We start from the raw sequence: 17,534 nt of genomic DNA, 5'->3' as shown, positions 1-17,534 counted from the left end.
CTCAACAATGTAGATTTTATTATAATCAATCACTGGCACCTCATAAAAGTGCCAATAACGCTATTTCTAAAGGAGCCAAGCATCATGCTCGAAATGACCCCAAACCTGAATAATGAGGAACCACTTTACCTTCAATTATATAACTATATAAAAGCAGAGATCCAAAATGGAAAGATAAGGGCTCAAAGCAAATTGCCGTCTCAGCGTAGTCTAGCTAAACATTTACAGATTAGTCGCAACACGGTAGATGCAGCTTATCAGCAGCTCCTTGCAGAGGGCTATGTGATCAGTAAAGAGCGAGATGGACTATATGTGGTTGATCTTGAAAAAGGTTATTTTCAAGAAGGCCCTCATCATTTTGAACCACAATTAGCGATTCAGCAGAAACAAGAACGACCAGCAATTAAGTACGATTTTAATTATGGAGATATTAATTTAAAAGATTTTCCCTTTAAAATATGGCGTAAATTATCAATGCAGAGCCTTGATGAAGAACAGGCTCAACTCCTTTTATACGGAGATCCACAGGGAGAGCTGGAATTAAGAAATTATATGGCAAGCTATCTTTATGAATCAAGAGGAGTACAATGCAGTGCAGAGCAAATCGTTGTAGGAGCAGGCTTGCAGTTTCTTCTTGGTATCGTATGTAACCTAATTGGACGAAATGAGCTTTTTGCTATGGAAGATCCAGGTTATTATCGTGTTCGTTGCCTGTTAAAAGACAATGGTATAAAGGTGAAACCAATCCCACTTGACGAGCATGGTATTCATATCGATCCGTTAAGAAAAAATAACATTAAGGCTGTTTATGTCACACCCTCCCATCAATTTCCACTGGGAATGGTTATGCCTATTTCAAGAAGATTAGCATTACTAGAATGGGCTAAGGAAGAAGATGCTTATATCATCGAGGATGATTATGATGGAGAATTTCGATATGCTGGAAAACCGATTCCTGCATTACAGGGATTAGATTCAAGTGATCGCGTCATCTATATGGGCACCTTTTCAAAATCTTTGATTCCAGCCATTAAGCTAAGCTATATGATATTACCTAGAAAATTAATGGATTTATTTCATCAGAACAATTACTATGTTCAAACTGTGTCTAGACTTCATCAGCATACGTTACAGCTATTTATAGAGAGTGGGCATTGGGAGAGACACTTAAATAAAACACGAAATAGTTACAAGCGAAGATATGAAGCCTTACTAAAGACCATTCATCAAACTTTCGGGGAAAATGGGAAAATTTATGGAGCCAGCAGTGGCTTACATATTTTACTTGAACCCAATAATAAGATGACTGAAGAGGAGTTAATTGATACAGCAAAAATGGCTGGTGTTAAGGTCTACCCAACATCTGTTTTTTATGCAAATCCCATGGTTGTTAAGCCTGCAAAGGTATTACTTGGATTTGCTAACTTAGCGGAAGTTGAGATAGACACAGGCATTAAGCTATTAAACAATGCTTGGTTTAACAGTTCTACTATGACGTGAAATCTCTTTCAAAGTTCTATTTCCACATTTCCTGTATATATTTATTAGAGATAAGTGGGAGGGGGATATTTATGCAATTTTATTATGGCCATCAAATGCCATTACGTGTATTAGATGAAGCTGAATTTTGGAAACATCAAGAAGAGGAGCATACAGTAGTAATCAGAGAGCTTGTGAAAGATTTGGAGCAGCAATATGTTGAGGCGTTAAAGGAATGGGAAAAAGCTTTCGCCCAAACACATCAGCAAGTTGTGAGATATATAGAAACCGTCAATCGTTCACAGGGACAAGTTTCTCCAGCTTTGTTTCAGGATATTTTACAGCTGACTTCCTTTTGTCTGCAACAGAGTGATCAATTTATCCAGTTTTGCCGAACGCTTATGCAAGAAAGTCAACCGATAAGCGCAAATCCGACAGCTAAAGTTGTATTAAATCATATCATTGTAGAATCCGAATATTTTATCGGAATTGCTCAAACCATTTTATATCAACAAAAATACTAGGTCTTAGCGTCTGGAAAATGGAGTTTGGAGAAAAGTCATTTACCATACTCCATTTTTAAGACGCTATTCCTATTACAATATTAACTGTTCGGAATTTTCTCTTTATATTTAAAAGAGAGGAGACTTAAAGAATAATTTTTAAGTGTATCTGTGTTAACAAAGTCATTTAGAATACTTTCAATTGAATGACAATGTTGATTGATTAAATTAATTTCTTCTATATAATTTGAATCAATCAATACTTCTTTTAATGTTTTAAACACTACTTTCTGCTCGTTAAATAAATAAACCAGCTCAAACCTAGCGTTCAAAATTAGAGTGGTAATCTCAGGAAAAATAATTCGATCCTTTAGTACTTCAAGAATGGAATCCACAGATTTTACTCCTTCAATAGCTTGTAAAGATGAAAATACACCATTTAATAACTCTTCAAAATCAATCTTCATCAAAATCCTCCATCAATCAAAATCCTTTCTGATAATAACATTTTTTTAGAAAAATTTTAATGATTAATATTTTCCTTCAACAATGTGGAAAGTCTAACTAGACAATAGTTAGTTATTGAAAAATAGATCACTTTACATGCTTGCAGAGGCTAATAAAAATCTTTAATCTGCTCACAATCATTTTTTTAAAATAACAACAAATAAAACATCAAGAAAGGTATTATTATTGTTTGTTTAGATTTTGTCCAAAAACAGTATGCTACTATCTCAAAAGGGGTTGATTGTAAAAACAATGAGCAATATGATGTAAAGATACATCATAAATAATCGATCTTTAGGGGCACTGAAAAGAGGTATCTCTGCTTTGTCCATTCAACCATTAGTTAAAAATGCAGTGTTCCATGTTATCTCTAAGAAATTAGAGGGTCGGACCATTGAATTAAGCCTACAAAAGAGAGGGACAATTTGTAAGAATTTAAATCTATGGTAATGGTGTAGGAAATTTAGAAGAAAAATGACAACAATTACTAATGGCTTTATGAATTTCTAAAAGAATTTTAAATTAATACAAAACGCTAGTTGACGAATTTACAGCGAAGAAGGAAAGGGAACAACAATTGTCATTTTATTACCAGAGGGTGGTGGCACATGAATATAATGATCGTTGATGATGAAAAACTGGCCATTGATATTTTAACTATTATGGTTCAACAACTTGCCCAATTTCAGCTTAACATTAAGGGAACATTTACAAATTCAACTGAGGCCCTCCAGTTTCTTGAAAAAGAAATAATTGATGTAGTGTTTTTAGATATTGAAATGAAAGACACACACGGTATGCAACTTGCAAAGCAGCTCCTACACAAGCAACCATCCTTACAAATTATTTTTGTTACAGCTCATACACAATTTGCCGTGGAGGCTTTTGAAGTAGAGGCAACAGATTATTTATTAAAGCCAGTACAGGAAAAACGACTGATTATTGCGCTAACAAAAGCACAGAAAAAAATGGTCGTGACGGTGGCGCAGAGGGATGAGAAGAAAAACTCATTATATGCGCATACATTAGGCAGCTTTTATCTACTGGATGTTCAACATAATGTGATGAAGTGGCGAACAAGAAAAGTACGTGAACTATTTTTATATTTACTATTTCACCAAAAACGGCCTATGTTAAATGCAGTTCTTTTAGAGGAATTGTGGCCAGATTTAAGCGTTGAAAAGGCAGCTAGTAATTTACATACAACTATTTATCATTTAAGAAAGATATTAAAGGACAATGGTATTCAAGATCCCATACTCTTGGTCAATAATCATTATAAATTAAATGCGGAAATTCAAACTGATTATGATGAGCTGAATCAACTATTGGAGCAGGATCAACATGATGAGAAATCCATTCAGCAGTTATTGAATTGCTATGAGGGTGATTTTTTAATAGATGAGGAGTATTTATGGGTTAATCAAATCAGGCTCCGCTTAAAGCAATCTGTATTACATGTGCTTGAACAGTATATTGCACGTACAGACGTTGCCCACACTTTATTAAAGTATAATTGCCTACAAAAGCTTTTAGAGCTAGACGAATACAATGAACAGTATATGTTTCAATTGTTAGAATTCTTAATTCAACAAAATAGGAAACAAGAATGTATAAAATTCTTTGAATCTATAGAGGCAAAATTAGCTGAAATTGATCTCGCTGTGCCAGAAAAATTTTATAGAAAATACAACGAGTTCTTACTCAACGTTTAGAAACGATTTCGGAAAAGTAATTTCTGTTTTAATAGTAGGTAATAATTTTATAAAAAGGAGATGCTTTCGGCATGCAAAAGATTGAAATAATTGAGCTTCACCATATTGAGCAAGATTTGGAGAGGCTTACTGAATTATTGATTATGGTCGTAGATGAAGGAGCATCCGTAGGTTTTTTACCTCCACTCACACAAGAACAAGCGATAAAATATTGGCAATCTGTCTTAGCGTCAGATGTCTTACTGTTCATTGCGAAAATAAATAATGAAATTGCAGGTAGTATTCAATTGCATTTAACTAGCAAACCAAATGGCATTCATCGTGCTGAAATTTGCAAGTTAATGACACATCCCAACTTTAGACGCAACGGTATTGGACGAGCGCTGATGCAACAAGCAGAGGAACGAGCAAAACAAGAAAACCGCTCCTTGCTCGTTTTAGATACGAGAGAAGGGGATCCTTCTAATAAATTATATAAATCATTAGATTATCAAGAAGTAGGGAAAATTCCGCAATATACTATTTCACCAGATGGAGAATTAGAAGCAACCGTAATTTACTATAAATTAATTTAATCTAGGATATCGAATACTGAAAACGTGTAGAAAGGGAGCTAGTATATGAACGAAGCGCAATTATTTATGCAAATGAAAATGTGGCGTAATTGGACTGTTGAATTTCTACGTACGATCCCTGAGAATATTGCTGATCAGATACCCGCTGGACATCATAACAATATTCGTTGGAATGCTGGTCATCTATTAGTTGGTTGGGATCATACCGTTTTTCAAGCTGTCACACAAGAAAGGCATTTGCCCCTATCCTATCATGTAATGTTTCCTAGTGGCAGTAAACCAGATGACTGGACTGAGCAACCGCCAACAATGGATCAAATCATTATGCTCCTAGAGGAACAACCAATTCTTATTGAACAAGCTTGTGCAGGACATCTACATGAACCGCTTAAAGAACCTTTTTTAGGTTTGAAAACATTAGGCGATATGGTTGTCTTTCATATGAACCATGAAAATTTTCACATGGGAATTATAAAAAGTATGATGCAAACGCTCTTAAAGAATGAAGCCTAACTGATGGAATCAGTTGGCTTCATTTTTCTATATATACCACGGTAACAGATCCTCCATTTTCCTACCTGGCTTACTTGTTTTATCTGTTACGATCCATGTGCCGTCTTTCTTTTGCAGCTGATAGCTTACATTTGTACCATCCGCCCTTTTAAAGAGCATATAACCTATATTACCCTTGATAAAAGTGACAGGGTCTATGACATTTTTGTAGGGAATCTTTCGCTCAGGAAATAAAATATGGGTCACTATTTCCTCTGCAATCATAGCAAGGGATTTCATATCATTATTAATTTCAGCTTGATATTGCAATTGATCGTATCGGTAGGAAGTATAAGATGCTAAGTCCAGCTTAAAACTCTGCTGTATATCTATCAGTGTTGCCCTATAGAATGCGTTTATTGCCTTTTCTACATCATCTGCCTCATGTATATAGCGAAGTGTGCTGACACCAGTTGGACTGACTTCAAACGTAATGATTTCCTTACTGTAGGGTGGGGAATGTGCATGCTCAAAGGTCGTAACTTCCACGCTAACTTTAAAGCTAAACTGACTTTCTTTGACAATTTTTGAAATTTTCACATCATACAAGCCATACTGCTTAGGATAGCCGTAGTAATGATCAATTTCCTTTTCAATAAATGGATTAAGGATAGTAATGAATGTGTCCCTGATTAGTTGATCATTAGCTTGTTCACTTTGCGCATAAATCTTACATGGCAGAATGAACATAGTGAAGATAGCCATTAAAACATAAGCAAATTTTTTCATGGAATAGTGACCTTTCTGCAGGATGATACTTTATAGAGTGCACCAATCACAGCAAATTATCGAGCATTTTTAAAGAAAGGGAGTTGAACAATGGAAAAAATAATAATGCCCTTTTTATGTATGCTTTTGTTATTTCCAACAGCTACTTCGGGATCAGAACATGAAGGCTTAAAATGTCCAAATCCAGATGTATTGATGAAAACAACGGAGAAAGACAAAGACGAGCTTAGTCAAGCATTAGCTGACATCATTCCAAAAGTATATGGCTCAAGCTCTGATTATCAGGAGTGGCAAATTGAGGTGATAAAGCCCATGCCCATATTAACTGGCATGGAGGAGAATTACTATAAAATGGCGGTGAACTTCTGTGGAGAAAATGTGGCTAATCACTCCTGGTTTGTTCGATTAAGGTTTCCAAGATTACTGCCAGCGCAAAGTGCATCACTAGGTGAGCTATATATCGTAAAAGAGACAAATTCTAAATGGATCCATTGGTTTCAATATCATTAAAAAGGAAGAATCCATAAATGGATTCTTCTCTTTATGACATCGCTATCGTTTTCGTTGCTACAGTTTGTTGAAATGCCTGATCATGCTCAACAATCACCATTGTGAGATGAGAGCTTTTTATGAGCTCTTCAATCTGCATGCGTGAATAGATATCAATAAAATTGAGTGGTTCATCCCAAATATATAAATGAGCCTTCTCACACAAGCTTTTAGCAATCAGCAGCTTTTTCTTTTGCCCACCAGAATAATGAGAGATATCCTTCTCAAATTGAATACGCTCAAAATCCATCTTGCGCAGGATTGATTTAAATAACGTCTCATCAATACCATGCTCTTCAATAAATTCCGATAGCAATCCCTTTAAATGGGATGTATCCTGCTGAACATAGGAAATGACTAGACCTGAAGCTAGCTTTATGGAGCCTGTATGATGGAGGGGCATACCTAGAATAAGTTTTAACATACTACTTTTTCCGCTTCCATTTTTGCCATCTAAAACAACTCGATCCCCTTGTGCCACTTTGAAGCTAATAGGCTTATTCACGATATGGTCATCGTACCGAATCGATACATCCGTGACAACAACCATTTCTTTTGATGGATATGCCAATGGCTCTACTTTCAATGACTCGGTTTTTTCAACATTTTTTAGCAGTTTTGATTTTTCCTCAATAGCTCTTTGTTGTCTGGATTCCAGGTTCTTCGCTCGTTTCATCATCTTGGCTGCTTTATGTCCAACAAAGCCTTTGTCCAGTTTGGAACCTGAATTGGTTGTGCCGTTTTTGGAGGCTTCCACTTGATTAGACCAACCTGACGAACGCTTTGAGGATTGTTTTAATCGGTCGATATCTTTTTGCAGTCGTTGATTGGTTACTTCTTCGTGTTCCTGCTGACGATCAAAATTTAACTTCCAAGAAGAATAATTTCCACTTTGAACGTCAATATTGGCTCTATTAATCGATAGGATATGGTCAACACAGCCATCTAAAAAGCTTCTGTCATGTGAAATTAAAATAAATCCTTTTTTCCTGCGAAGATAATCGGAAACCGTCTTTCTTGCATCCGTGTCTAGGTGATTGGTTGGTTCATCAATTAATAAAAATTGACCCTCTGTCAAAAACAACGCAGCAAGCAGCACCTTTGTTTGTTCACCATTAGATAATGTTTTAAAAGGACGATACATGACCTCCGCATCTACATGTAGGTAAGCTATTTCACGTAGACATTCCCAATCTTCTGCCTGAGGACAAATTTCCTCAAATATTTCATGGGTATATTTATTTGGATCAGAAACTGGATAGGGGAAATAAGTGAAGTCTACAGAAGAGATGATTTTTCCGCTATACTCATAATTTCCTAATAACAACTGAAAGAATGTTGTTTTACCTCGTCCGTTTCTACCGATAAATCCAAGTTTCCAATCCGTATCGATTTGAAAGTTGACATTCTCAAAAATATTGTCAAAGCTGCTTGGATAAGAAAAAGTTAGGTTTTGTACTTGTATCATGGACATGATAATTCCTCCTTTGTATTGCAACAGTTTACTTTTCATACAAAGTCGGTCTATCCATCTATGGTTGATTTCTCCGTATAAGTAGATGGATATTAACGACTTATACGGAGTGTTACATGCGTTACAATCGTTTCTGAATCGCTCATATTTTTCCTCTCCTTTATGGGTAAATGAAAGGTACAAAATCAACTATGAAAGCAAGAAAAAATCCCTCCAACTGTGCATTGGAAGGATTAGTCTTTCTCTGAATAAATGCGATTTGCCATTTGTGTCATGACAAATAAAATGCAAACTGATAGTTAAAATGGATAGACTAACCCTATATTTTGTGTTTGAAATCATTCAATTCAAATAAAAATATAGTTTAGTTCTTCATTGTCCATTCATCAGTCCTCTCATAATTGTCTTTTTATAGTAACAAATTTTTTTACAGAATACAATGTAACCTTATTTTCAATTCTAAACTGTCATTCTCTAACTAATGCCGCTAGCTACAAGTAGAAATAGAAAACACTACATAGAGTACTGCGTAATGATGCTTAAGACAAGCAATACAGCAACGATTAATTAACATTTTTAATTCAGAAATTAATTTTATTTATTTTTTAATTGAAATTATTAATTTTATTATTTACATATTTAATTTCTTTGTTATATAATCAGCTTAACTTAAAGGAAGGAGTTCACTATGGCTTATCAAGTAATCACAAATTGTCCTGTCTGCAGTAAAACATTGAAAATTACGAAGTTACAGTGTTCTCATTGTCACACGACCATTGAAAATGAGTTTGAATTGTCGAAGCTAGCATCCTTATCACAGGATCAGCTTCATTTTGTGGAAGTATTTTTAACCTGCCGAGGAAATATTAAAGAGGTTGAAAAGGAACTGGGGGTTTCGTATCCAACAGTTCGAGGCAAGCTAAATGATATTATTTCATCCCTTGGCTATGCTCAAAAGAAGAAAAATGAAGTAGATGAGAAAAAAATTGTAAGCATGCTGGAAAATGGCGAAATCACAACAGATGAAGCCATAAAGCTCTTAAAAGACGAATAGGGAGGAACGACCATGAAAGAGGAAATTACAAAAGTGTTAACGATGATTCAAGAAGGCAAAATTGATGCGGATAAAGGATCAGAGCTGATTCAAGTGCTACAACAGAAAGAAGAATCAGAGAATAAATTTGTGGAAAAAACAAAGTATTTAGATAAAACGTTAAAGGTCCGTGTTGTATCCACCGAAAATGATAATGTCACGGTAAATTTACCAATTAAACTTGTCAAAGCCGTATTGATGGCAGGACACAGCATCGCTGCAAGTATTCCGCAATCGGAAAAATACGTAAAAGATATCGACATCAATCTTCTTCTTGAAGCAATTGAAAATGAACTAGATGGACAAATTGTAGATATAAAATCAGCAAACGGGGATTCCGTTGCAGTCTTCATTGAGTAGAGGCGACGAATGATGCATGTAAAAGTGAAAGCAAAAGACGTTCGCTTTACCGTCCCTGTTCCCTATACTGTGCTAACCATTGTCCTCTCCATTTTAACTTCTAAATGGATTCAGCAACAAGCCAATAAGTGGACAAAGGTATACTTCGATAAAAAGAAAATAGACTTTACCTTTCCGCTCATCGACAAAGAAATGCTAAAGCCGATTATCAAGGAACTACAAAATTATAAAGGACTTGTGCTAGTCGATGTCAAAGCTCAGGACGGGACTGAGGTTAAGGTTAGACTATAATCCCAATGATAGAATGGTAAGAGCATGTTATGATAAAAGCATGCTCTTTATTAATGTAATGATCATTATTTCAGGACTTACGATAGAGACAACTAATTTTCAATGGTACATAAAATAGAAGATTTCTTAAAACTACAAATTAGAATTCAAGATCCATTTTAATAGAAAATCACGTACATCGTTAAAAATAGATTTTTGATTTGGGTATAAGTGCTTAGTGGTAATCTATTTGGAACTACATAATTTAAAATACTGAATAATCCAAAAATAAAGAAGTTTAGAATCTTGATTTACTTTTCATTTGAAGGATGGTACACTTAAAACTATTGAACAACAACTATATATTGTGTTCGTTTTACAAAGGTACTACTACATGTAGTTTAAAAGGGAAGTTCGGTACAATTCCGACGCTGTCCCCGCAACTGTGAAGCTGACGATGATTACAACCACTGTGCATTGGCATGGGAAGGGAATCAGAGAATGAAGCAAAGCCAGGAGACCTGCCTTTATAAAACAAATTTATCATTTCTTCGGGGATTAAGAGATGGGAACGTCAGTATTTTTGGTATGTTAACGTTTCCATTTAGCCTATCTCTCTAGAGGAGATAGGCTTTTTTATTTTATGAAAAGAGGGATTTCTATGAAACTTTATACGAAAACAATTTGTCCAAAATGCCTATGGGTAAAATCTGAACTACAACGTGCAGGACTTGAAGCTGAAATTGTTAACATCGATCACGATGAACAAGCAAAGCAAACGATTATTGACGCAGGTTTTTTAAGTGTGCCTGTTTTAGAGATGAATGAAACTTTTATAGGAGATGTTCAGGAAATTGTTTCTCAAATTGAGTTGATTGCCCTATGATTGTTTACGCGAGTCGTACAGGTAATGTCCGAAATGTTGTATCCAAATTAAAGGCAGAATGTATCGAGCTCTCGGAAGAATTGCGATTGAACAAGCCATATCTCTTAATTACCTACACAGATGGTTTAGGTGACATTCCAGCAAAGGTACAACGTTTCTTAGAAAAAAACAGGGATTTTTGTAAAGGAGTAGTTGCCAGTGGTAATAGTAACTTCGGTCATCATGTATTTGGTGCTGCTGGTGAGAAAATCGCTGCTACCTATCATGTACCCTTAGTAAGGAAATTAGATTTACGAGGTAATCAAACGGATTACGAAGCAATACAAACGTTTTATGAAACGAGGGTAATGAGATGAAAACCTATTTAAAGCTTAATAATGACGTACTGAATCGTTATAGTACAACTGGATTACTGGAGTTAGAAAAGGACCGTGAAGCTACGCGCCGCTACTTTTTAGAGTATGTTAACGTACGTTTGCGTTATTTTATAGATATTGAAGAAAAAATCCGCTATTTAGTTGATGAGGGCTACTATGAGAAAGCCTTTATCGACATGTACGAAATGGAATTTATTAAGAAGCTGTACAAGAAAGCCTATGATTATAATTTCCGCTTTCCATCCTTTATGAGCGCAAGCAAATTTTACGATAGCTATGCTATGAAAAGTCGTGATGGGGAAGAGATCTTAGAAAAGTATGAGGATCGTATTGTCATTATTGCTTTGTATTTAGCTCAAGGAAACACGGCTTTAGCAGAACGCTCTGTCGAAGCAATGATGGAAGCCTATCAGCCTGCAACACCAACTGCTTTAAATAGTGGTAAGAAAGCACGTGGTGAATTAGTCAGCTGCTTTAAATTATCAATGGATGACTCCATGAATAGTATTGCTGAAAATATTGGCTATTGTTTAGAGCTATCACGCCTTGGTGGTGGAGTTGGGGTCAACTTAACAGATTTACGTCCATTAGGTGATCCAATTAAAGAGATATTAAATCGTGCAAGTGGTGTCATCCCAGTAGCGAAACTGTTAGAAAATTCTTTCAGTTATTCGAATCAGTTAGGGCAACGAAATGGCTCAGGTGTTGTCTATCTAAATATTTTCCATGCAGACGTAGAAAATTTCATTTCATCAAAAAAACCAAATGCTGATGATAAAATTCGCCTCGCTACCCTTTCAACAGGGATTATTATACCTAGTATTTTCTTCGAACTGATGAAACGTGATAAGGATATTGTTTTGTTTAGCCCATATGATATTTTTAAAGAATATGGCAAACGTATGTCTGAAATTTCTATTTCAGACATGTACTACGAGCTACTTGATAACCCTAAAATTCGTAAAATTAAACGTTTAAATGCACGAAAGCTTTACACAGAGGTGAAAAAAGCACAATTTGAATCAGGCTATCCGTTTGAAATCTTTGATGATAATGTCAATAAGGTACATCCTTTAAAAAATATTGGACGTGTCAAAATGTCCAATTTATGTACAGAAATCTTACAAGTACAAGAGACAAGTATCATTACGGACCAGGATCAACCAAATGACTATGGATTAGATGTATCGTGTAACTTAGGTTCCATCGATATCCATGCAGCAAGTAAAGTCAATGATTTCGGCGCATTAGTCGATACAGCCATGCACCTATTAACGAATGTATCGCAAATGACACACATTAAGAATGTTCCGTCTGTTGCAAAAGCCAATCAATTAATGCATTCTGTAGGGCTTGGCTGTATGAACCTCCATGGGCATCTCGTGACAGAAGGCATCCTGTACGGCTCAAAAGATTCCATTGATTTCATGGATCACTTTATGGAAGCGATGAACTATTATTCTCTGAACTCTTCGATGGAAATGGCGAAAGAAAAAGCTGCAACCTTCTACCGATTTGAGGACAGTGATTATGCATCAGGTAGCTATTTTGACCAATATATCAATAAAACTGAAGAAGAACTATCGCCTGCTGTGTTGAAGGCGCTTGGCAATATTCCAATCATCACAAACAAGATGTGGGAAACGTTAAAGCAGGATGTAATGCAGTACGGTCTATTCCATTCCTATCGTTTGGCTATTGCCCCAACTGGTAGTATTTCATATATTCGTAGCTGTACGGCTTCAATCGCACCATGTACAGAGCGCGTAGAGGTTCGTGATTACGCCGATAGTAGAACCATTTATCCAATGCCTCATTTAACAAATGACAATAGTCATTTATATGTGGAGGCGTATGATGTAAATCCGTATGATTTAATTGATTTATATGCAGCTTCTCAAAAGCACGTTGACCAAGGTATTTCCATGACGCTTTATGTAACGGACAATTGGACAACCGAACAATTGGCTAAAGTATACATTTATGCGTGGATAAAGGGCATTAAGTCTGTTTACTATGTTCGTCAACGATTACAAAGCTTAGAGGAGTGTGTAGCATGTCAAATATAATTTATGAGGCAGTCAATTGGAATAAGGCAACAAGTGAGCTTGCCCAAATCTTTTGGGACCAGCAATGGAAGCAAATTTGGTTTCCAGAAGAAATTGCGGTCAGCAAAGATATTAAACAATGGAAAAGCTTTGAGCATCAGGACACATATAAAAAAGTATTTGCAGGATTAACCTTACTGGATACTGTACAAACAAATATCGGGATGAATCGTGTTGCTGCTTATACAGACGATTTACAGGAAAAGGCTGTCCTAACCGTTTTTGATGCATTCGAGGCGATACATGCCAAGTCCTATTCTTATATTTTCACAACGCTTTGTACAAACGAAGAAATCGACGAGCTATTTGAATGGGTCAAGAAAAATGAATTTCTACAGTATAAGGCCAATAAAATAGCAGACATTTATAATAGTATTGAAGAAGGCAATCCAGAGAGCTTATGGAAAGCGATGTTTTCATCCGTTATGCTTGAATCTTTCCTGTTTTATTCTGGCTTTTTCTATCCACTATACTTAGGAGGACAAGGCTTCCTACGAAACAGTGCCGAGATTATTTCACTCATCTTGCGCGATGAATCTATCCATGGGGTAGCAGTTGGATTTTTTGCTCAAAATTTATTCAAGCAATTTTCAAAGGAAAAGCAAGAAGAGCTACATTTATGGGGCTATGAGCTATTATTAGATTTATATCAAAATGAAATGAAGTATACAGATGATATTTATGCGGAAACAGGATTATCACCTGAAGTGCGAGCGTATGTACGCTATAATGCTAATAAAGCTTTAATGAATGTCGGCTTTGAAGCCATGTTCCCAGAAGAGGAAGTCAATCCAATTGTGATGAATGGTATTCGTAATGAAGGCTCCACATATGATTTCTTTTCACAAAAGGGTGCTACCTATGCCAAGGCAAAAGTTGCGCCAATCACAGATGACACATTCAATTTTAATCGTTAAGGATGAAGAACAATGAATCTAGAAGTAAAAATTAAAAAAGTTCACGCTGATGCCATGCTACCGATACAAGCCAACCCTGGTGATGCAGGCATGGACCTCTATTCCATAGAAGCAGTAGAAATCCCAGCAGGCGTAGCCAAACTCATTAAGACAGGTATTCAGATTGAGTTACCTAAGGGAACGGAAGCCCAAATTCGACCAAGAAGTGGACTAGCATTAAAGCATAGTGTAACCGTACTGAATAGCCCAGGCACTATAGATGAAGGCTATAGAGGCGAAATCGGTGTTATTTTAATCAACCATGGTCAAGAACCGTTTATCGTAGAAAAATCAATGCGCATTGCTCAAATGGTTATACAATTTGTTCCTTCTATTCAATTAGTGGAAGTAGATGAATTATCTCAAACGGTCCGTGGAGAATCTGGATTTGGTGCAAGTGGTACGAAATAGTGTACCTAAATATAAACCTCATAAAGTTTACTTAAAAATTCTGCGAAAATGCAGGATTTTTTTGTTACCGTTGCTCATAGCAGAAGGAAATAATAGGGTTCATATGGAATGAAGTCATGATAGCGAATTAAAGGAGTTAATAATCATGAAAAAAATATGTTCAGGTATTTTCCTTATGTTGATTGTCTTTGTTACATCTATCACAACTGCTACAGCAGCTAGTAGTCAACTAAAAGTGGACGGTATGACAGTACAAACGGTTGTGAAGCCCGAAATAAAAAACAATCGAACAATGGTACCTTTACGCGTGATTAGTGAAAATTTAGGGGCTAAGGTGCATTGGTCGGATGGGCAAGTGATACTGACCCAAAGTGAGATGAAAGTCAGTTTAAAGTTAAACAGTAGTAAAGCCACAGTAAATGGAAAAACGGTATTATTGGATGCAAAGCCCTACTTAAAGAATGGACGCACCATTGTACCATTACGTTTTCTAGCAGAAACCTTTGGCTGTAAAGTTCAATACAATCATTTAACGATCACAATCGATACAGAGCCATTGATGATTAAGGGTGTGGAAGTGAAAGCATTACTTCATGAATACCACATGACAATGGGGGGAGTAGTCGAGCAAATCAATGGCAATGCCTATATGGAAGAAATGCACCGTATATTTACTAAAAATATGGGCAAGAAGATAAAACAGCCTAACGACTACACATGGTCTGTCCATAGCACCGTAATTGGGGGCTATTATAAAATGGGCCAATATGATTTCCTGAACAAGGAAGGTAGTAGCATAGCACGTTATGATCTCTATTCGTTGGTGCAATCTTCAGATAAACCTTTGACTGGACAGCCAGACGTGTTGATTTATGACGCAGCTGTTGACCAATGGTATGAGTTTAACAAAACTGCCAGTGACTCTATTTATTCGTTAATGGAAACTGCTACGAGAAATGGCTTTGTGACAGTTATTAGTAATACAGTTCCTTGATTATGAATCCATTAAAAACGCAATAGAAGAGCACATCTATAAATAAGATGTGCTCTTCTTATTTTAGTGAGGATAAAAAATGCTAATCATTTTTATTTAGAAAAGTACTAGGCATGACTACAAGGACTACTGTTCCACGAGCACAAAGCGAATCCTGCGCGTAAACTTCAGTTTCTACTTTCCATTTCTTCGGATGAATTTCTTCAACAGTGCCAATTGCCTTTAAGGGAACATCTTGGGGTGTTGGCTTGAGGAAATCTACATTAAGGTTAGCCGTTACAAATCGAGGTGGCTCCGCTCCATCACCAATTTCATGTCCATTTTTACGATGCAAGGCAAGCGCTGCTGACCCTGTTCCATGGCAATCAATTAATGAAGCAATTAAACCACCATAGATAAATCCTGGAATACCCATATATTTTGATTCAGGTGTATAGATTGTAATCGTCTTATCACCATGCCACCCCGTGCGAAGATGATGACCATCATCATTCAAACGGCCACACCCATAACACCAAGCGATATCATCTGGATAAATATCTTGAATTGCTTTTTCTACTTTTAATTCTTCCATTCTTCTCTCCCCAATACTCTAGTATTATTTGTTTCTAATCGAACGTTAATCATTTAAGTATAATTAATCATTTCCATTCCATCAATAAAAATCTAAATATTCCGTCTATTTAAACTATGTAAAAAAGCACTACCATAAAGTTGGACAAGTTTTATTAATGACAGATGGGGAGGGCTGGTATCAGGAAGAAGGAAAAGCTGCATAGCTTGTAAAACGCTGGCATGGTGCAACAAAGGAAAGATGGTATACTAGGATCGTTACATTTTTCTTTTACCGTGCTGAAGAAGGAATTAAAGGAGTCAAAAGGTATGTCATTAGAAAATATAATCGATTGTATTTGCAAGGAAGCAACTAATAAAGACAGTAAAAAATTAGAAGAATTACTAGAGCAATTGTATGATTATGGAAGTGCTAAAATACTTGATATTTACCCTTATCAGATAAAAAGTAATGAAAAATATAGTCAAGTAGAAGTATTCTTCGATAAATTAGAGATGGTCGATTTCCAACAAAAAACGCAGGATTATCATTCATACCAGAAAAGCCTAGAAAAATTTGAGAGTTTTTTTGAATTGATGTGGTTAAAATCATCTCAATTTTATGCATTTTATTATTTACCAGAACCTTTATATAAGGATCAATTGTATTATAAAGTCTACGAGAATGAGTGGAATAAAATTATACCTAAAGATCTTACAGAAGGCATTTTATTAAACATTGATGAATACACAATGTTAATTTCACTAATAAAATTAGCTGTTTCGGACCATCTCCATTTACATTTTATTTTACCTGAGGAGAATATTGTATTTAGTGGGAATGGCTTAGCCTTTTTAATTTACAGCCAACATAATCTTGAGTTATTAGAAAAGGTTGCTAATACGGAGGGGCTCTATGTCCGTTGAAAAAGTGAGAGAACATTCCCAGCAACATGAAGCTAGATAATATGGAACATACCCTAAAAAAATAGCAACAATCTATATTACTACAGATTGTTGCTACTATTATTTAAAAATCATTTATTTTGCTCTCGATAATTAATGGCCTCTTTAAATTCATCGGTAGCTAGGATATTGTAAAACATATTTCTACTGTTTACGTTTGCTATTGTCCCAGTGATTGTATTATCAATCCATAGATAGTATTCATCATCGTTTAGTTTAATTTTGTACTGCGGAGCAATGTCGTTATCGACCTCACCGAATTCTCTAGCTTTTTTAAATGTTTTTTCTATAATTTTAATATCTTTCGCATCGGAGATTTGTTGTAAAGTATCAGGTTGCACTTCATCGAAATTAATTAATTCTTGAATTTCTATCACCTTTGATGCTTCTTTCTGATCGTTGCAAGCAACTAACGCTAAAGAACAAAGCATTAACAACAAAATTGTTTTTATTTTCACCTTATCTTCACCCCTTTTTG

The 17,534-nt window shown here is 35.7% G+C and carries 21 protein-coding genes, 1 pseudogene and 1 riboswitch; of the genes and pseudogenes, 17 read left to right on the top strand and 5 right to left on the bottom strand.

Going from position 1 to position 17,534, the window contains the following annotated elements; genetic code table 11:
• Window positions 1-84: 84 nt before the first annotated feature.
• Together pdxR and NY607_RS18475 are read left to right on the top strand one after the other, a co-directional pair.
• A complete protein-coding gene (pdxR, locus tag NY607_RS18480; protein WP_259420127.1) occupies window positions 85-1,500 on the top strand; it encodes a MocR-like pyridoxine biosynthesis transcription factor PdxR in 1,416 nt (471 codons plus the stop codon).
• Window positions 1,501-1,571: 71 nt separating this feature from the next.
• Complete coding sequence (locus NY607_RS18475; RefSeq protein ID WP_259420126.1) at window positions 1,572-2,003, top strand: DUF2935 domain-containing protein; 432 nt, start codon at window positions 1,572-1,574, stop codon at window positions 2,001-2,003.
• An 80-nt stretch (window positions 2,004-2,083) separates the two neighbouring features.
• Here NY607_RS18475 and NY607_RS18470 read toward each other — a convergent pair whose 3' ends face one another.
• Complete coding sequence (locus tag NY607_RS18470; RefSeq protein WP_259420125.1) at window positions 2,084-2,449, bottom strand: hypothetical protein; 366 nt, start codon at window positions 2,447-2,449, stop codon at window positions 2,084-2,086.
• A gap of 648 nt (window positions 2,450-3,097) precedes the next feature.
• Between NY607_RS18470 and NY607_RS18465 the strand changes: the two genes are divergently transcribed.
• The 3 genes from NY607_RS18465 (at window position 3,098) to NY607_RS18455 (ending at window position 5,292) form a co-directional block, all read left to right on the top strand.
• Window positions 3,098-4,204 carry a response regulator gene (locus tag NY607_RS18465; RefSeq protein WP_259420124.1) on the top strand — a complete coding sequence of 369 codons (1,107 nt, stop codon included), beginning with the start codon at window positions 3,098-3,100 and terminating at the stop codon, window positions 4,202-4,204.
• Between the two features lie 71 nt (window positions 4,205-4,275).
• A complete protein-coding gene (locus NY607_RS18460; RefSeq protein ID WP_048392764.1) occupies window positions 4,276-4,779 on the top strand; it encodes a GNAT family N-acetyltransferase in 504 nt (167 codons plus the stop codon).
• A 45-nt stretch (window positions 4,780-4,824) separates the two neighbouring features.
• Window positions 4,825-5,292 carry a DinB family protein gene (locus tag NY607_RS18455; protein WP_259420123.1) on the top strand — a complete coding sequence of 156 codons (468 nt, stop codon included), beginning with the start codon at window positions 4,825-4,827 and terminating at the stop codon, window positions 5,290-5,292.
• A gap of 27 nt (window positions 5,293-5,319) precedes the next feature.
• Here the strand turns inward: NY607_RS18455 and NY607_RS18450 are convergent, their stop codons facing one another.
• Window positions 5,320-6,060: a DUF3888 domain-containing protein gene (locus NY607_RS18450; protein ID WP_259420122.1), complete on the bottom strand. Its 741-nt coding sequence runs from the start codon at window positions 6,058-6,060 to the stop codon at window positions 5,320-5,322.
• A gap of 90 nt (window positions 6,061-6,150) precedes the next feature.
• On the opposite strand from NY607_RS18450, the gene NY607_RS18445 reads away from it, so the two are divergent.
• On the top strand, window positions 6,151-6,570 hold the full coding sequence (locus NY607_RS18445; RefSeq protein WP_237900856.1) for a hypothetical protein: 420 nt from the start codon (window positions 6,151-6,153) through the stop codon (window positions 6,568-6,570).
• 31 nt (window positions 6,571-6,601) lie between these two features.
• Here NY607_RS18445 and NY607_RS18440 read toward each other — a convergent pair whose 3' ends face one another.
• Window positions 6,602-8,083, bottom strand: coding sequence for an Lsa family ABC-F type ribosomal protection protein (locus NY607_RS18440; RefSeq protein WP_259420121.1), 1,482 nt, complete (start codon window positions 8,081-8,083; stop codon window positions 6,602-6,604).
• A gap of 688 nt (window positions 8,084-8,771) precedes the next feature.
• Here NY607_RS18440 and NY607_RS18435 point away from each other — a divergent pair.
• The 9 genes from NY607_RS18435 (at window position 8,772) to NY607_RS18395 (ending at window position 15,538) form a co-directional block, all read left to right on the top strand.
• Entirely contained in the window at window positions 8,772-9,137 is a 366-nt protein-coding gene (locus NY607_RS18435; protein WP_004229931.1) for a DUF2089 domain-containing protein, read from the top strand.
• Between the two features lie 12 nt (window positions 9,138-9,149).
• The gene (locus NY607_RS18430) at window positions 9,150-9,536 is read left to right on the top strand and encodes an SHOCT-like domain-containing protein (RefSeq protein ID WP_016991732.1); all 387 of its coding nucleotides are present in this window, start codon (window positions 9,150-9,152) and stop codon (window positions 9,534-9,536) included.
• A 9-nt stretch (window positions 9,537-9,545) separates the two neighbouring features.
• Window positions 9,546-9,827, top strand: coding sequence for a hypothetical protein (locus NY607_RS18425; protein ID WP_259420120.1), 282 nt, complete (start codon window positions 9,546-9,548; stop codon window positions 9,825-9,827).
• A gap of 344 nt (window positions 9,828-10,171) precedes the next feature.
• Window positions 10,172-10,349, top strand: a riboswitch (cobalamin riboswitch).
• Window positions 10,350-10,467: 118 nt separating this feature from the next.
• Window positions 10,468-10,692: a glutaredoxin family protein gene (locus NY607_RS18420; RefSeq protein ID WP_004229925.1), complete on the top strand. Its 225-nt coding sequence runs from the start codon at window positions 10,468-10,470 to the stop codon at window positions 10,690-10,692.
• On the top strand, window positions 10,689-11,048 hold the full coding sequence (nrdI, locus tag NY607_RS18415; protein ID WP_048392755.1) for a class Ib ribonucleoside-diphosphate reductase assembly flavoprotein NrdI: 360 nt from the start codon (window positions 10,689-10,691) through the stop codon (window positions 11,046-11,048). Before NY607_RS18420 ends, nrdI begins: the two co-directional genes overlap by 4 nt.
• On the top strand, window positions 11,045-13,138 hold the full coding sequence (gene nrdE, locus NY607_RS18410) for a class 1b ribonucleoside-diphosphate reductase subunit alpha (protein ID WP_259420119.1): 2,094 nt from the start codon (window positions 11,045-11,047) through the stop codon (window positions 13,136-13,138). Before nrdI ends, nrdE begins: the two co-directional genes overlap by 4 nt.
• Window positions 13,126-14,094 carry a class 1b ribonucleoside-diphosphate reductase subunit beta gene (gene nrdF, locus NY607_RS18405; RefSeq protein ID WP_004229921.1) on the top strand — a complete coding sequence of 323 codons (969 nt, stop codon included), beginning with the start codon at window positions 13,126-13,128 and terminating at the stop codon, window positions 14,092-14,094. Before nrdE ends, nrdF begins: the two co-directional genes overlap by 13 nt.
• Before the next feature lie 12 nt (window positions 14,095-14,106).
• Window positions 14,107-14,544 (top strand): dUTP diphosphatase, encoded by a 438-nt coding sequence (dut, locus tag NY607_RS18400; protein ID WP_048392753.1) that lies wholly within the window; start codon window positions 14,107-14,109, stop codon window positions 14,542-14,544.
• Between the two features lie 145 nt (window positions 14,545-14,689).
• Window positions 14,690-15,538, top strand: coding sequence for a copper amine oxidase N-terminal domain-containing protein (locus NY607_RS18395; protein ID WP_259420118.1), 849 nt, complete (start codon window positions 14,690-14,692; stop codon window positions 15,536-15,538).
• An 82-nt stretch (window positions 15,539-15,620) separates the two neighbouring features.
• Here the strand turns inward: NY607_RS18395 and NY607_RS18390 are convergent, their stop codons facing one another.
• Window positions 15,621-16,112, bottom strand: a complete 492-nt coding sequence (locus NY607_RS18390; RefSeq protein WP_259420117.1) for a PaaI family thioesterase — start codon at window positions 16,110-16,112, stop codon at window positions 15,621-15,623.
• A gap of 127 nt (window positions 16,113-16,239) precedes the next feature.
• On the opposite strand from NY607_RS18390, the pseudogene NY607_RS24380 reads away from it, so the two are divergent.
• Window positions 16,240-16,314, top strand: a pseudogene (locus NY607_RS24380) (cupin domain-containing protein); the annotation flags it as partial.
• Window positions 16,315-16,420: 106 nt separating this feature from the next.
• Window positions 16,421-17,017 carry a hypothetical protein gene (locus NY607_RS18385; protein WP_259420116.1) on the top strand — a complete coding sequence of 199 codons (597 nt, stop codon included), beginning with the start codon at window positions 16,421-16,423 and terminating at the stop codon, window positions 17,015-17,017.
• Between the two features lie 110 nt (window positions 17,018-17,127).
• On the opposite strand, the gene NY607_RS18380 is transcribed toward NY607_RS18385, so the two are convergent.
• Window positions 17,128-17,514 (bottom strand): hypothetical protein, encoded by a 387-nt coding sequence (locus NY607_RS18380; protein WP_259420115.1) that lies wholly within the window; start codon window positions 17,512-17,514, stop codon window positions 17,128-17,130.
• Between the last annotated feature and the right edge of the window lie 20 nt (window positions 17,515-17,534).

The sequence above is a fragment of the Lysinibacillus sp. A4 genome, assembly GCF_024919535.1.
Lineage (GTDB): Bacteria > Bacillota > Bacilli > Bacillales_A > Planococcaceae > Lysinibacillus > Lysinibacillus capsici.
The sequence above is the reverse complement of the archived record's forward strand: the minus strand, read 5'-3'. Positions and strand labels throughout refer to the sequence as shown.